Here is a 16,266-nt window from a genome sequence, read left to right as displayed (position 1 = left end):
GAGGTCCGGGAGGCTTCCGCGTCCCGGATCCGGGGTTCCCGCGCCCGCGCCCCGGGTCGTACGCGGCGTACGCGGGGTCACTCCCAGGGCGCACGCCGTCTCCTCCCGGTGGTTGATTCCGCTCGCCCCGTCCGTTTTTAAGATCATTCTCCGAGCAACGGACCGACCGACCCGGTGGAGCGCCCCATGACCCTTCTGGATGTACTGCTGGACGCGGTCCGTGAGGCCCCCGGGCAGACCGTCGTCCATGTCCGTGGCGACGGGAGCGAGCTGACGGTCACCCTGAGCGAACTGCTGGACGACGCCCTGCTGGTGGCCGGCGGCTTCCGTGAGGCGGGGGTGGCACGCGGGACGTGTGTGCCGTTGTTCGCCGACCGCAGCGAGGACTTCCAGCCCATGTTCTGGGGCGCGGTGGCGGCCGGGCTGGTTCCGGTTCCGCTGGCTCCGGACACCCGGCGGGCGCTGCCGGTCTGGGAGCACCTGGGGCGGCCGCCCGTCGTGGTGGACGCCGCGACCGCTTCGCTGGCCGACGGTTTCCCCTCCGGTGTCCGGGTCCTGGCCCTCGACGCCCTGCGGGAGGGGCCGGCGGTGCGGGAGCCGGTCGCCGCCGGGCCCGACGACGTGGCGTTCCTGCAGTTCTCGTCCGGCAGCACCGGCGCGCCCAAGGGCGTGGAGGTGACGCACGGCGCGGTGCTGGCCAATCTGCGCCAGATACGCGAGGCGTCCGCCCTGTGCGCGGACGACGTGGTGGTCAGCTGGATGCCGTACTTCCACGACATGGGGCTCATCGGCACGCACCTCGCCCCGCTGGCCGCACGGGCCCGGCAGGTCAAGGTCGGCCCCATGTCGTTCGCCAAGCGTCCGCGCCTGTGGTTCGAGGTGGCGGCCCGGCACCGGGGAACGGTGCTCTCCGCGGCCAACTTCGCCCTGGCACTCGCCGTACGCCGGGTCCCCGACGAGGTCCTGGCGCGGCTGGACCTGTCGGCCGTACGCGTCCTCCTGGTCGGGGCCGAGCCGATCGCGCCGACCGTGTGGCGTGCCTTCGCGGCCAAGACCCGGCCCGCCGGGCTGGACCCGGCGGCGGCCCGGCCCGTGTACGGCCTGGCGGAGGCGACGCTGGCGGTGACCTTCCCGCCGCCGGGCGAGGTCGCCGCGCCGCTGGTCCTGGACCGGGCGGCGTTGAGCGGGGGCGTCGTGGTGGACGCCGAACCGGGTGACGGCGCCGTCGAGTTGATGGACGTCGGGCCGCCGGTGGCCGGGTGCTCCGTACGCGTCGTCGACGACGCGGGGGCCGTCCTCGGGGACCGGCGGGTCGGGCACATCATGGTGAGCGGCCCCCACCTGGCCCGTGGCTACCACGGACTTCCCGAGGTGAGCGCGGAGGTGTTCGCCGGGGGCTGGCTGCGCACCGGTGATCTCGGGTTCCTGAGGGACGGGCGGCTGTGCGTCACGGGCCGGCACAAGGACGTGCTGTTCCTCAACGGCCGCACCTTCCACGCCCCGGACATGGAGGAGGTCGCGGCGGCGACGCCCGGGCTGCCGTCCGGGGCCCCGGCGGTGGTCGGTTCGACCGACCCCGTCAGCGGTGCGGAGCGCGTCGTGGTGTTCGTTCCCTGGGCGCGGCCCGCGCACGGCGCGGCGGAGGTGCTGGAACGCGTGGCGGCCCGCGTGCGCGAGGCGTTGCTCCACGACGACGTACGGGTGCTGGCTCTGCCGCCCGCGTCCTTTCCCCGGACGACGAGCGGAAAACTGCAGCGGCGACGGCTGCGGGAGCGTTTCGAGGCGGGCGAGTTCGCGGCGTACGAGCGGGGTGCGCGCGGGCGGGCGGCGGGCGAGGGCGAAGCCGAGGGCGTCGTCGGTGCGAGGGGCGGCGAAAGCGGCGACGCCGGTACGACGGGCGGCGAGGGCGGTTCACCGCTCGCGGTGTGCGGCCGGGCGGAAGGCGGCCGGGCCCCGGACGTGAGCCGTGCGGCGGCACCCCGGGGGCGTGCGGAGACCGTCGAGGCGGTCCGGGGCGCGTGGGCCCGGGTGCTGGACCGGCCCGCCGAGTCGATCGGGGCGCACGAGCCGTTCGGAAGCCTCGGGGGCACGTCGCTCAAGGCGATGGAGGTGCTGGTGGCGCTGGAGGACGCGTTCGGTGTGACGCTGCCGCCGGCGGTCATCCGGGACCACGGCACGGTGTCCGCGCTCGCCGACCACCTGCTGCGGATCGCGCCCGGTAGCGCCGCCGCTCCCCCGCCGTCCGCCCCGGGAGCCGTGGGCGGCACCGCGTCGCGGGCCGGGGACGGCGTCCGCGGGGCAGCCGGGACGGCTGCCGCCTCCGGCCCCGCGGGCGCCTGCCCCACCGCCGTCATCGGTGTCGCCTGCCGGTTCCCCGGCGCCGACACCCCCGAGGCGTTCTGGGACCTGCTCGTGGAAGGGCGGGACGCCGTCTCCCCCGTACCGTCCGGGCGTTGGGACGAGGACCCTCGCGACCGCCGGGGCGGCCGGACGCGTTGGGCGGCGCTACTGGAGGATCCCGCCGCCTTCGACGCGGAGTGCTTCGGCATCGGCGCCGAGGAGGCGCGGGCGCTCGATCCGCAGGCGCGGATCTTCCTGGAACTCGCGCACGAGGCCCTGGAACGCGCCGGGTACGCGGGACCGCGGCGGCTCGATCGCCGGATCGGGGTGTTCGCGGCGGTCGGCGACAGCGGATACCGCGAGGTCCTGGACCGGGCCGCGGCCGACGGTTCTCCCCTGCCCGGCACACTCACCGGGAACCTGCCCTCCCTCATCGCCGCCCGCGTCTCCCAGCACCTCGATCTCGACGGTCCCGCTCTCGGCGTGGACACGGCGTGCTCGTCGGGACTGGTGGCGCTGCATCTGGCCCGGCGCAGCCTGCTGGACGGAGAATGCGACATCGCCGTCGTCGGCGGGGTCAACCTGCATCTGACCTCGTCCCCGCACCGGCTGCTCGAAGAGGTCCGGGCGCTGTCCCCGACCGGGCGCAGCCGCGCCTTCAGCGCCGACGCCGACGGGTTCGTCCCCGGGGAGGGCGGGGCGGCGATCGTCCTGACCAGCTTGGACGCCGCGCTGCTCGCGGACGATCCGGTGCTCGCGGTGGTCCGGGGCACGGCCGTCAACAACGACGGCCGGTCGATGAGCCTGATGGCCCCCCATCCGTTGCGCCAGCGCGAGGTCATCACCCGGGCCTACGAGGCGGCGGGCGTCGATCCCGCCGCTGTGACCTACGTCGAGGCCCACGGGACCGGCACGGCGGTGGGCGACCCGATCGAGCTGCGCTCGCTGGGGCACGCGTTCCCCGCGCGGCCGGACGGCGCTCCCCGGCTGCTCGGTTCGGTGAAGACGAACATCGGGCATCTGCTGAACGCCGCCGCGCTGCCCTCGCTGGTGAAGGTCGTACTGGCCCTGGGGCACCGCCGGCTCCCGCCGTCGCTGCACCACGCCACGCCCTCGGCGGGCCTCGCGTCCGCGGGCTTCCGGGTGGTGACCGAGGCCCTGGAGTGGAGGTCGGACGGGCCCCTGGTCGCGGGGATCAACGCGTTCGGTTTCGGTGGGACCAACGCCCACGCCGTGCTCGAACAGGCCCCGGAGGGATGGTCCGTGACGCCTGCGGCCTCCGTGCCGCCCGCATCGGTCGAAGAAGCCTCCCGGGAGGGCGCCGGGGCCTCGGCCGGCGGTCCTCACCTGCTGACCCTCTCGGCCCGGAGCGAGCCGGCGCTGCGGGAGGCGGTGGACCGGCTCGCCGAGCACCTGGAGCACCGTCCCGGCCTGCGCGAGGGCGATGTGTGCCGGACAGCGAGCACCGCCCGGGACGACGGGGCCCACCGGCTGGCGGTCGTCGCGGACGGTGATCTGCGGGAGCGGCTCGCCGCGCTCTCCTCCGCCGGCTCCGGCGACGTGCGCGGCGGCGTGGGGAGCGTCGTCCGGTCCCGGCCGCGCGTGGCGTTCCTGTTCCCGGGACAGGGCGCCCAGTTCTTGGGGCAGGACCGGGCGTTGTACGCCTCGGCCCCGGTGTTCCGCGAGGCGTTGGACGAGGCGTCCGCGCTCGTGGGCCCGGTGTCCGGCCGGTCCCTGCTGGACTGGGCCCTGGACCCGGAGGCGGACCCGGCCGCGCAGGCGGCGACGGAGGTGGCGCAGCCGCTCCTGGTCGCTTCCGGGGTGGCCCTGGCCCGCCAGCTGCGTGCCTGGGGTGTGGAGCCGGACGCGGTCCTCGGGCACAGCGTCGGGGAGATCACCGCCGCCTGTGCCGGCGGGATGCTGACGCTGCCCGACGCCCTGCGGTTCGCCGCCGAACGCGGCCGTCTCATGGGCGGGTTCACCGAGCCGGGCGCCATGCTCTCCGTGCTCGGGGCGGACGAGGCCGTCGCCGCCGCGGTGGCCGGCTCCGCCGGTGCCCTCGCGGTGGCCGCGTACAACGGTCCCGGTCTCCAGGTCCTCTCCGGGAGCGTGGCCGCCGTGGAGCGGGCGGCGCGCGAGTTCGACGCGCGGGGCGTCACGACGCGTCGTCTGCGTGTCTCCCGCGCCTTCCACTCCCCGCTGATGCGGCCGATCACCGGCCCGCTGGCCGACGCGGCGCGTGCGCTGGCCCCGGCGGCCCCGGCCGTGGCGCTGATGAGCACCGTCACGGCCGAGTGGCTGACGGCGCTCGGCCCGGAGTACCTGCGCGACCACGCCGAACGGCCGGTGCTGTTCGGGGCGGCCGTGGAGCGCCTGGCCCGGGAGGGGTACGACACCTTCGTCGAGGTCGGACACGGTGCGGCTCTGGCGGGCGCGGTCCGCGCGACGACGATGGCGTACGCGGACGGCTCCGCCACGCCAGGGACACGCGAGACGTCCGGGGTGAACGGGGCTTCCGGGGCTTCCGGGGCTTCCGGGGCGCACGGCGCCGACCGTCGCGCGGTCACGGTGCTGTGCGCCCTGCCGGGTCGTACGGCCGGCCGGGCGGACGCGGCGGGGCAGGCCGGTGACGAGCGCGGCGGACGCGGGGATCTGCTCGGGACCGTCGGCCGCCTGTGGTCGCTCGGCGTTCCGCTGGACCGGAGCGCGCTGGATCTGGGGCACCGCCGGATTCCGCTGCCCACCTACCCGTTCCGCCGCAGCCGTCACTGGCCCGGTACGACGAGACGCCCCCTGCTGCACCGGGTCGTGTGGGAGGAGGCCGCCCTGCCAGGACCGGCGGGCGGGGCCGTGCGTTCGGCCCTGGTGACCGGGCCCGACGCCGCGTCCGTCGACCGCCTGGTCTCCCTGCTCTCCGCCGAGGGCATCCGGGCGCACGCCCCGGGTGACGGCCCGCCGGACGCCGTGGTCCTGGTGGCAGGCCCCGCCCGCGCGCAGGACACCGCCGACGCCCTCTCCCGGGCCCAGGACATCGCGGTGGCCGCCTTCGACGAGACCCTGGCCCGGTACGACGAGACGCGCGCGGGCCGGCTGCTCGTGCTGACCGAGGACGTGCACACGACCGGAGCCGTACGGGAGGAGCCGCGCCCCGCCCACGCCGTGCTCGGCGGTCTTCTGCTGGCACTGCCCCAGGAGACCGAGGGCGCGGTCGCCACCGCCCTCGACCTGTGCTCGGCGGACACCCCGTCGCAGCGGCTGGCCGCCGTGCTCGCCGAACTCGGTGCGGTCGGCGTGCCGGGCCGGACCGTCACCGTCGCCTCGCGTGGCGGGCAGCGGCTCACCCGCCGTTTCGTCCCGTTGACCGGCGACGACGGGGCGCTTCCCGCCGCGGTCCCGCCGCCGTTGCCGCCCGACGGGACCTTCCTCATCACCGGAGGCGGCGGTGGGATCGGCGCCGCGCTCGCCCGGGAACTCGCGGCCCGGGGCCGCCCGGCGCTCGTGCTCACCGGACGCTCCCCCCTGCCGCCCGCGGGCCTCGTCGAGGAACTGCGTTCGCTGGGTGCGACCGTCCGGTACCGCGCCGCCGATGTCACGGTGGAGCGGGACGTGGACGCGCTCGTCGCGGAACTGCCCCGTCTCGACGCCCTCTTCCACACGGCGGGTGTCATCCGCCCGGGGACCCTGCGCGACCGGCGTGCCGAGGAGACGGCCGAGGCCCTCGCCGCGAAGACCCGGGGCACCCTGCTGCTCTCGCTCGCGCTGCGCCGGTACGGGCTCGATCCGGCGGTCCGTGTCGCGTTCTCCTCCGTCAGCGCCGTCCTGCCCGGTCTGGCGGGCGCGCTGGGCGACTACGCCGGGGCCAACGCCTTCCTGGACGCGTTCGCCGGTGCGGAACGGCGTGCCGGACGCCGCTGGCTCTCCGTGAACCTCGCGGCGGTGGCCGGGACGGGTATGGCGGCGGGCCTGGGCACCGGCTCGGCCGCCGTACGCGACGGAGCCGGCCGCCCGGTCGGACTGACCTCCGTGCTGGCCGCGCTCCATACGGCCTGTGGCGTCGACGCGGCTCAGCTGCTGCTCGCCGACCTGTCGCCGTCCCCGCGAACGGCGGTCGTCACGTCCGCGACCACCCGGGCGGACGGAACGGCGACGCGTCCGCCCGGCGCACCGGCCGTTTCCGGCACCCCGGCTGTTTCCGGCGCACCGGCTCCGAGTGAGGCGGCGGGCGACGGATCCCGGCCCGGCACCCCCACCACCGTCCTGCTGCGCCGGCTGCTGGCAGGGGCGCTGCGGCTGCCCGACGCCGCGGTCCCCGACGACGAGCCGTTCCTCTCCCTCGGGCTGGACTCGCTCGCCGCCGTCGATCTCGTCCGGCAGCTCGAACGGGAGTTGGGCAGGACCCTGCCCGCCACGCTCTTCTTCGAGTACCGGACCGTCGCGGAGCTCGCCGCCCACCTCGACACCACGCCGGCGTCGTCCGCCGCCCCTTCCTCGCCGGCCGTCGCCTCCCCCGCACCGGAGGGGCGCCCCTTCCCGCTCACCCCCGTCCAACTGGCGCTGCACACGAGCAGCCGCCTCCACCCGGACGTCCCGGCCCACGGCTACGTCCGGCAGACCGTCCGGGGCCCCCTCGACGCCGAGCTCCTGGGCCGAGCGCTCACCGCGCTCGCCGAGCGGCACACCATGCTGCGCGTCCGTATCGGCCGTGCGGGAGCCATCGGGGACGGCGGCGCGCCGACCGCCCCGACGCAGTACGTCGCACCGCCCGCCGCGCTCAGCGACTGGTACGAGGTCCGCGAGCTCTCCGGCCCTGTCGAGGAGCTGGAGACAGCCCTGTGCAACCGGCCGTTCGACCTCTCCTCCGAGCCGCCGGTGCGCGCCCTCCTCGCGCGCGAGAACGCGGACCTGTCCCATCTGGTGCTGGTGGTCCACCACGCGGCCGGCGACGGCTACAGCCTGAACGTCCTGGCCGGAGAGCTGTGGGCCCTCTACACCGCGCTCGCCCACGGCGAGGAGCCCCGGCTCCCCGCCCTGGACGCCGACTTCGCGGGATACGCGGCCGCTGTCGCCGCCGAGCGGTCCTCCGCCGAGGGCTCGGCGGCGCTCGACGCGGACCGGCGGTACTGGACCCCGCGGCTGGCCTCCCGGGGCGAGCCGCCGCGCCTGCCGTACGACGGTGACCCCGCCGGCCCGCCCGCCGCACCCATGACTACCTGTCAGAGCTCCCTCGACCCGGTGCTGACCGCCGCGTTGGAGCGGCGCGCGGCCGCGCGCGGGGTGAGCCTGTTCCATCTGCTCCTCGCCGTGCACGTGCGCTGTCTGGCCCGGTGGAGCGGGCAGCGGGACATCGCGGTGAACGTCGCCCGCGCCCGGCGCGACCACCGGGGGACGGGCCTGGACCGGCTGGTGGGGCCGCTCGCCGACTCGTTGCCCCTGATCTGCTCGACCGGCCCGGAGGAACCGGTCGACGCCCTGGCCGAGCGGCTGGCGGGGATCTGGTTGGAGAGCGAGCGCCACGCGAGCCTCACCGGCCTCGATCTGGCGCGGCTGCTGCCTGCCGAGCCGTCCGGGGCGGGCCCCCGGACCGTGTCCCCGGCCGGGTTCAGCTTCTCGCGGTTCCCCGTCGAACTCGACGGGCGGTGCCCGGTCGGTGTCCGGCCGACCGCCGCGGGCACCGCCACCGCCGCGACGCGCCTGAGTCTGCTGTGCTGGCAGGACGAGTCCGTGCTGCGCTTCTCGTGGAACTTCCCCACCCGGCTCTTCGCGCCGGCGACGGTGGAACGTCTCGACCGCGACTTCCACGCCGTGCTGACCGCGCTCGTCCGGCCCGACGCACCGGCGCTCCCCGCGACCCGGCCGGAGCCCGGCACGTCCGAGCGGACGCCGGCCGCCGGGCCCGACGCGCCGACGCCGCTTCCCGTCCGGGACGCGGATCTCGGCCCGGACGCCCGGACGGCCACACTCGTGAGCCGGTTGGTCGAGCGGTTCCGGGCCGTGCCGGACGCGGTCGCCGTCGACACCGGCGCCACCACCCTCACGTACGCCGAACTCGACCGCGCCTCCCACGCGCTCGCCACCGCGCTCCTCAGCCGGGGAGTGGTCCCGGGCAGCCTCGTCGGGCTGCTCACCGAACCCGGCGCCGACACCGTCGTGTCGGTCGTCGCGGCCCTGCGCGCCGGGGCGGGCTGGGTCCCCCTGGATCCCGGTCACCCGGCCGCGCGGCTGACGGACCAGCTCAGGCGGTCGGGGGCCCGTACGGTGCTGTGCCACGCCGCCACCCGGGCGGTGGGCGCTTCTCTCGGCGACGTCACCCTGGTGTCGGTCGACGACGCGGCCCGGATGCCCGCGGTGTCGACCGACGACGCGGACCGGGCGCCCGCACCGCTGCCGGGCGCTCACCCCGTACCCGACCGCCCGGCCGACGCCGACGCGATCGCGTACGTGATCTTCACTTCGGGTTCCACCGGCCGCCCCAAGGCCGTGCCCGTCACCCACCGGTCGATGGAGAACTACCTCGACTGGGCCGTCGACACCTTCGGATACGACGAGCACGACCGGCTCGCCCAGACCGCGTCGCCCTGCTTCGACGCCTCCGTCCGCCAACTCCTCGCCCCGCTGCTCGTCGGCGCGACCGTGGTCACGGTGGACTGGGACCTGCTGCGCGATCCCGACCGGCTGCTGACGCACGTCGAACGCGCCCGCATCACCGTCTGGAGCTCCGTCCCCACCCTCTGGGAACAGCTCCTGAACGCCTCCGAGGAACGGGTGCGGCGCGGCGTGCCCCGGCCGGACCTGTCCGCTCTCCGGTGGGTCCACGTCGGCGGTGAGGCCCTGTCACCGGCCCACGTCCGCCGCTGGTTCGACTTCTACGGCGACGGGCAGCGGATCGCCAATCTGTACGGTCCGACCGAGGCGACCATCAACACGAGCTGCCACATCATCAGCTCCCGGCCGGACGACACGGTCCGGCGGCTCCCGATCGGCCGGCCGGTGGCGGGCACGCGGGTGATGGTCGTCGGACCCGAGGGCGAGCCCCGGGCCCCCGGCGAGCCCGGCGAACTCCTGATCTCCGGCATCGGGCTGACCGCCGGATATCTGGGCGAACCGGCGCTCACCGAGGCCGCGTTCACCGTCCGGGACGGTCGCCGCTGGTACCGCAGCGGCGACCGGGTGCGGTGTTCGGAGGACGGGGTCCTGGAGTTCCTCGGGCGACTGGACGACCAGGTGAAGATCCGTGGCAACCGGGTCGAGCCGGGTGAGATCGAGGCGGTGCTCCAGATCCGCCCCGACGTCGGCAGCGCCGTCGTCCTCGTCCAGGAGGGCCGCCTCGTCGCCTTCGTGACTCCCGGTCACGGGGCATCGCAGGCCGAGGCCGCGGAGCTCCGGCACCACCTCGCACGGTCGCTGCCCCCGTACATGCTGCCGTCGCGGATCACCCGGGTCGACCGGATGCCGCTGACCGGCACCGGGAAGATCGACCGCCGCGCGCTCCTCGGCCTCCGGGAACCGTCCGCCCCGGCGGGGCCGGGCACGGAAGCCGGCGCGGGTTCGGGCGGTGCGCCCGTCCCGCCCCCGTCCCGTACGGCACCGCGCACGGCGCCCCGTACACCGACGGAGGTCCGGCTGGCCGGCATCTGGTCCGCCCTCCTCCGGACCGACGACGTGTGCCGTGAGGACGACTTCTTCGTCCTGGGCGGCGACTCCCTGCTCGTGCTGGAGGTGTTCGCCCGGCTGGAGCGGCACGGCGGACCGCTCCCCCGGCCGACCGCCGTCTACCGCCACCGGACTCTCGCGGCGCTCGCGGCGGCGCTGGACGAGGCGGCGGCGGGCTGTGTGCCGGAGGCCCCGGTCGTCTTGCCGGCCGAGCGCCCCGGCCGGGAACGGCCGGAGGGCCTTGCTCCCGCGCCGGTCCCGCTCACCCCGACGCAGCGGGGCTTCCTGCTGGCCGAGGCCCTGGCCCCGGGCGCCACCTCGTCGTGGCTCACCCGGCTGCGGCTGCGCGGCCACCTCGACGGCGACCGCTTCCAGCGCGCGGTGGACACCCTCGTCGCCCGCCACGCGATGCTGCGCACCGTCTTCCCCGCAGGGGCCCGTCCGGCGGTCCAGCAGGAGCTTCCGTCCTCGCTGCGGCTCCCCGTCGACTTCGAGACCGTCAACGGCCCGGAGCAGGTCGAGGAGCGGGTCGCCGCCGAGCGGGCCCGCCGCTTCGAGCCGTGGGCGTGGCCGCTGCTGCGCCTCCGCGTGCTCACCGTCGCCCCCGACGAGCACGTCCTGGTGGTGCACGCCCACCACATCATCGGCGACGGCTACAGCGCCGCGCTCCTGATCCGTGAGCTGACGACCGTGTACGACACGCTCACGGACGGCGGCGAACCCGCCCCGGCACCGCCGCGCAGCACCTTCCACGACCACGCCCGCCGACTCGCTGAGCGTACGGAGGCAGCCGCAGGCACAGGCGCGGACCCCGGGGGCCGGTGGGCGCGGCTCGGTGCGCCCTACACTCCTCCGGCTCTCTCCGCCCGTACGACGACGGCGGGCGGACCGGTACGCGCCGTGGACGCGCGAGCCCTGTTCCACACCCGCGGGTTCACGCTCGGCACCGGCCAGGTGGCGGCGCTGCGCCGGCTCGCCGCCGCCCGCGGCGGCTCGGGCCTCCACGCACCCGTCCTCACCGCCTACTACCGGGCCTTGGCAGCCGTCACCGGCCGCGGCGACCTGGTGCTCGGCCTCGCGGTGAGCGGCCGGGAGAACGCCCTGCCCGACGCGCACCGGGTGTTCGGGCCGTTCGCCACGGCGGTCCCGCTGCGCCCCGCCGGTCCGGCGGCCGGACGGCCCGGCGGCGCGCGGTTCGAGGACGACCTGCGGCGCGTCGCCACCGAGACCGCCGAGGCGCGCACGTACGAGGGGCCCGTGCCGTCGCTGCCCGGCGGGCTGCCGCTCGCCTCGCAATTCTTCTTCACCTACCTGGACTTCTCCGCCCTCGGACCGGAGAGCGGCCGGGCGCTGGCCGTCTCCCGGGAGGACGGTGACAGCGTGTTCACACCGCCTCCCGCCGGGACGGACGTGTTCCTGGCGGCCGCTCCCGAGGGGGGCCGGCTGAGGGTCACCGTCCGCGCGGCGGCGACGGCGTTCTCCCCGGAGGCGCTGACCGCGTTCGCGGACGCGGTGCGCGACGATCTCGTGGAGGCGGCGCGTTCGGCCGGGCCCGCCCCCGTACCGGAGCGGACGGGTCGGCAGGCCAGCCGGCCCGAGCGGGCGGCCCGGGAGAGTGCCCGGCCCGGGCGGGCGGCCCGGGAAGGAGGCCCGCCGGACCGGCGCTTCGATGCCGCGCTCATCGGCTATCTGCCGTCCCCGGGCGACCTGGCCCGGATGGCCGGGGTGCCCGAAACGACCCTGCCGCGCGAGGAGTTGCGGTCCCTGCTGTTCCCGGCCGGGCGGCCCCGGCACCTGGAGACCCTGAGCACCCCGCTGGGCCGTTCCGGCTTCGTGTGCGTACCGGTGTTCGCGGACGAACTGGCCCCGGGTGAGGCGCTGCTCGGGCACACCGCGCGGGGCGTGGAACTCGCCGGGGCGCTCGGGGCGCGGACCGTGTCCCTGGCGGGCATGATCCCCTCCCTCACCGGTTACGGCTTCGACGTTTTGCGGGAACTCGGCGCCACCGGGGCCGCGCCCGGCCTGCCCGCCGTCACCACCGGGCACGCGGCGACCGTGGTGTCCGTCGTCCGGACCGTGCAGGCCGCGCTCGACGCGACCGGGCGACGGCTGGACGCTCTCACCGTCGCCTTCGTAGGGCTCGGGTCGATCGGCTCCTCCTCCCTGGAGTTGCTGCTCACCCGTGCCCACCGCCCTCCCGCCCGGCTGCTGCTCTGCGACGCGCCCGGCAGCGGACCGCGCCTGAAGGAACTCGCCGAGCGTCTGATGGAGCGCGGCCTCGTCGAGGAGGTGGAGGTGGTGGAGTCGGAGGGCCACGGGCTTCCCGACGCGGTGTACGGGGCCGGTCTCATCGTCGCGGCGGTCGGCGGGGGCGGCGTGCTCCTGGACGTCGAACGGCTGGCGCCGGGCACGACGGTGGTCGACGACTCGTTCCCGCACTGCTTCGACACGGCACGGGCCCTGGACCGGATGGACCGGGCGAAGGACGTCCTCATCGTCGGCGGCGGGCTGCTCGACGCGGGGCCGGTGCACCGGGAGCCGGCCGAGGGGCTGCCGGCCGCCGCGGTGGCCGGGTACCTGGCCAGGCCGATGGTGCCGGACACCATCGCCTCCTGCCGGTTCGAGTCCCTGCTGCACGCGTCGGGGGCGGCCGTTCCACTCGTCCGGGGCCTCGTCGACCCGCCCACCGGGCTGGCGTACTGGGAGGCGGCGGAGGCGTCCGGCACCCGGGCCGCGCCCCTGCATCTCCTCACCCGTTCCATCGACGTGAACGGTCTCGATCGTGTTGTCAGTGGTCGGGACTAAGTTCGTCACCGTCCCGCCGCCACGGCGCGGACGCCCCCTTTCGTCTGCATGGGAGTTGGCGCGTTGTCGGTCTGGGAGAAGTCGAGTACCGCGCGGGTGACGGCGCCCGCGCGCCCGCGGAAGCTGGCCAAGGTGCCGTTCGTCGAACTGGCCGACGGGCGGTTGCAGGGAGTCGTCTCCAGCGGGTCGGACATCGGGCGGGTCTACGTGTCGTCGGTGGCGGCGCGGACGTACGCGTTCGCGTGCAGCACCAACAACAACCGGCCCTGCGGCGGTGCGCGCGGCATGTTCTGCAAGCACATCCAGGCGCTGGTCGCCGAGGCGGTGCTGCAGTACGGCGCGGAGCGCGTCGCCCGCTACCTCGCCGTGGAGCCCCCGGACGGCGAGCCGACCGCGCAGTCGATCACCGGTGCCATGAGCGCGGAGCGGCCGGAGAAGGGCGACGCCTCGGCTGCCGCCCAGGTGTTCAGCCGGTTCCTGCGCCAGCTCGCCTACCTCGAACGGGAGCCGGTCACCGCGCCGTTGCCGGAGATGCAGTGGTTCCCCCCGACGCGGGCGGTGGCCTGATGCGCGGCGATCTGCTCTCCGATCCGGTCGAGGGGCTCGACGAGGCGCTCGCCGTCGTGGACGCCTTCGACGAGGCGCTCGTGGCCGGGCTGCTGCGGCCGGGGCCCGCCCAGGCCGCCGGGGTCAGCGGGCTCGCCGGGGCGGTCGCCGGGACCCCGCTGGCCGCGCGGGTGGCGGAGGCGGCCGAGAAGGCGGCGGCCGGGACCGGCGGCGAGGATCACTTCGTGGCGCTCGCCGCCGCCCGGAGCGCCCTGCTCGGCTCCGTCCACGACGCCCTGGTGCAACGGATCGACGAGGCCGTGGGCCGGCCCGTCGAGGGTGATGAGACGGCCGGCCCGGAGCCGTTGGCCGCCGCGCCGGAGGAGGCGGCGAACCTGCTCGCGGCGGCCCGGAGCTGGCTGTGCGATCTCGCGCGCGGCGGCTGGCGGGGCCTGGACCACGAGCTGGTGGCCGGGGCCGCCCCGGTGGTCGCGGCGATGCTGCCCGAGCCCGGGATGCGGCGGCGGGCGGCGCTGCTCGACGGGTTCGCCGCCGAGCTCGCCGCGTCCTGCCCGGGGGCGACGCTGGAGCGGGTGCCGGTGCGCCGCTGGGCCGACCTGTGGTCGCGCGCCCTGCTGCTGACGGTGCCCGGTTCGGCCGGGGCGGGGGCCGTGGGCACGGTGACCGGCCGACTGCTGCCGCTCGGCGTCGACGTGCAGGAGCACGCGACGGCCGTGCAGGCGCAGGTCCACGCCGTGCTCGAACCGGCCGGCGGGGGCGCGCCCCGCCTGGTGCGGGCCTCGGTGTCCGCGCCCAAGCCCGACACGGTCGTCGGTGCGGGCCTGTGGCAGTTGCTGCGGCCACGGATGTCGTTGCTCGGCGCGGTGGGCGAGGGCCGTTCGGCGGAGGTGGAGGCCATGCCGGTGACCGCCGAGGGGGATCTGCTCTGGGACGACGCCCTGGCCCGTACGGGGGAGCCCGCCGACGCCTTCGCCACCGCGCGCGTGATGCTGTCGGCCGCGACGGCAGCCCGGGTCGAGCCGCTGGACCGCCATCCCGTGCGGATCGCCGTACCGGTGCTGCTGGAGGGGTACGCCGCACGGGAGGGGGAGGACGGGCTCGCGTTCGAGGTCGCCGGGCGGCTGCTGGCCGTGGACACCGACCGGATGCCCGCCGCGGGTCCGCTGACGCCGGAGGCGGTCGCCGCCTCCCACGCCTGTGTGGGGCTGCTGCGCTGGGACGCAGGGAAGTTCCTCCTCCAGCCGCTCGCGGTCGAGACGACCGTGCGGAAGAAGACCGTGGCCGTGCACGCGGGGGCGTGGGCGGGCGGGACGTCGGACAAGGCCGGTGTCCGGGCGGAGAAGGCCGCCACCGATGCCGTCGCCGTACTGCGCGAGCGCGCCGGAAGGCTGTTGCGGACATGACCGAGGACCCCACACTGGACGCTCCGGGACCCCCTGCCGTGTCGGCGGCGGAGCCCGGATCCGCCCCGGGCGCCCCGTCACCGGGGGAACCCGACGCGTACGACAACCGCCGCCAGGTGCTGTACTGGCGGCTCCTGTCCCGGCTCTTCGACGCGGAGGAGCAGCCCGCGCTGGAGTCGGCGAGCCTCGGCGTGGTCGAGGACATCGGGCTGCCGTCCGCGCTGCTGGATCCCGGTGCGTCGCTCGACTCGGTCGTGCAGCGCCATCCGGAGCTGGCGGCCGAGTTCGACGGGCTGATGACGCCGGACGACGACGGGGACGGCTCCCGCGACGGTGCGGCGGAGGTGCGGCGCGCCGCGCTCGTCTCGAAGGTGCTGCTCAACGTCTTCTCGACCGGTTCCGGCACGGTGTCGGCGAAGCAGTTGGCCCGCTGGCAGGCCGACGCCGGCTGGCTGGAGCGGGCAATGGGCTGCCCGCCCGGTGGTCTCCGCGGCGGCCGGGCGGCCGGCTCCGGACTCGACGCCGGCGGAATCGGACCCGAGCTGGCGGCGATCGAGGGGGACCTCGTGGGGCGCATGCGGCTGCGGGAAGTGCTGGCGGATCCGGTGCTCGCAGCCCGGCTCACGCCCAGCATGTCGCTGATCGAGCAGTTGCTGCGCGACAAGGGCAACCTGTCGGGCGTGGCCCTCGCCAACGCCAAGTCGCTGATCCGCCGCTACGTCGACGAGGTGGCGGAGGTGCTGCGCACGCAGGTGGAGAAGTCCACCGTGGGCGAGCTCGACCGCTCGGTGCCTCCCAAGCGGGTCTTCCGCAACCTCGACCTGAACCGCACGATCTGGAAGAACCTCACCAACTGGAGCCCGGAGGAGGAACGGCTCTACGTCGACCGCCTCTACTACCGGCACACCGTCCGCAGGACGACGCCGCAGCGGCTGATCGTCGTGGTGGACCAGTCCGGTTCGATGGTCGACTCCATGGTGAACTGCACCATCCTGGCGTCCATCTTCGCCGGGCTGCCGAAGGTGGACGTCCACCTCGTCGCGTACGACACGCGCTCGATCGACCTGACGCCATGGGTGCACGATCCGTTCGACGTACTGCTGCGCACCAACCTCGGGGGCGGGAACGACGGTCCGCTCGCGATGGCGATGGCCCGCCCGAAGATCGCCGAGCCGAAGAACACGGTCATGGTGTGGATCTCGGACTTCTACGAGTTCGACCGGTCCCAGCCGCTGTTCGAGGGCATCGAGGCCGTCCACCGCTCGGGCGTGAAGTTCATCCCGGTCGGATCGGTGACCAGCTCCGGGCGGCAGGAGGTCAACCCGTGGTTCCGGGAGCGGTTCAAGGCTCTCGGCACTCCGGTGGTCTCCGGCCACATCGACAAGCTCGTGCACGAACTCAAGACCTTCCTCACCTGAGGTGCCGGGCGCCGAAGGCCCGGCGTGAACCAGGGCGTGCACGGCACGATCCGCCGTGCACGCCCCGGCCGACCGCCCGCCCC

At 75.8% G+C, this 16,266-nt stretch carries 4 protein-coding genes; all 4 read left to right on the top strand.

Features of this window, described 5'->3' with window-relative positions; all coding sequences use genetic code 11:
* Window positions 1-186 precede the first annotated feature (186 nt).
* Genes IF19_RS0125120 through IF19_RS0125105 form a run of 4 tightly spaced genes read left to right on the top strand, consistent with a single transcriptional unit; the run spans window position 187 to window position 16,183 of the window.
* Window positions 187-12,795, top strand: a complete 12,609-nt coding sequence (locus IF19_RS0125120) for a hybrid non-ribosomal peptide synthetase/type I polyketide synthase (RefSeq protein ID WP_050493921.1) — start codon at window positions 187-189, stop codon at window positions 12,793-12,795.
* Window positions 12,796-12,843: 48 nt separating this feature from the next.
* Window positions 12,844-13,362 carry a hypothetical protein gene (locus IF19_RS0125115; protein ID WP_030116192.1) on the top strand — a complete coding sequence of 173 codons (519 nt, stop codon included), beginning with the start codon at window positions 12,844-12,846 and terminating at the stop codon, window positions 13,360-13,362.
* Window positions 13,332-14,765 carry a hypothetical protein gene (locus tag IF19_RS0125110; RefSeq protein WP_234310494.1) on the top strand — a complete coding sequence of 478 codons (1,434 nt, stop codon included), beginning with the start codon at window positions 13,332-13,334 and terminating at the stop codon, window positions 14,763-14,765. Before IF19_RS0125115 ends, IF19_RS0125110 begins: the two co-directional genes overlap by 31 nt.
* Window positions 14,762-16,183 carry a VWA domain-containing protein gene (locus tag IF19_RS0125105; protein WP_030117107.1) on the top strand — a complete coding sequence of 474 codons (1,422 nt, stop codon included), beginning with the start codon at window positions 14,762-14,764 and terminating at the stop codon, window positions 16,181-16,183. The genes IF19_RS0125110 and IF19_RS0125105 overlap by 4 nt, the downstream gene beginning before the upstream one ends.
* The last annotated feature ends 83 nt before the right edge of the window (window positions 16,184-16,266 follow it).

The sequence above is a fragment of the Streptomyces californicus genome, from assembly GCF_000717645.1.
Taxonomy (GTDB): Bacteria; Actinomycetota; Actinomycetes; order Streptomycetales; family Streptomycetaceae; genus Streptomyces; species Streptomyces californicus.
The sequence above is the reverse complement of the archived record's forward strand: the minus strand, read 5'-3'. Positions and strand labels throughout refer to the sequence as shown.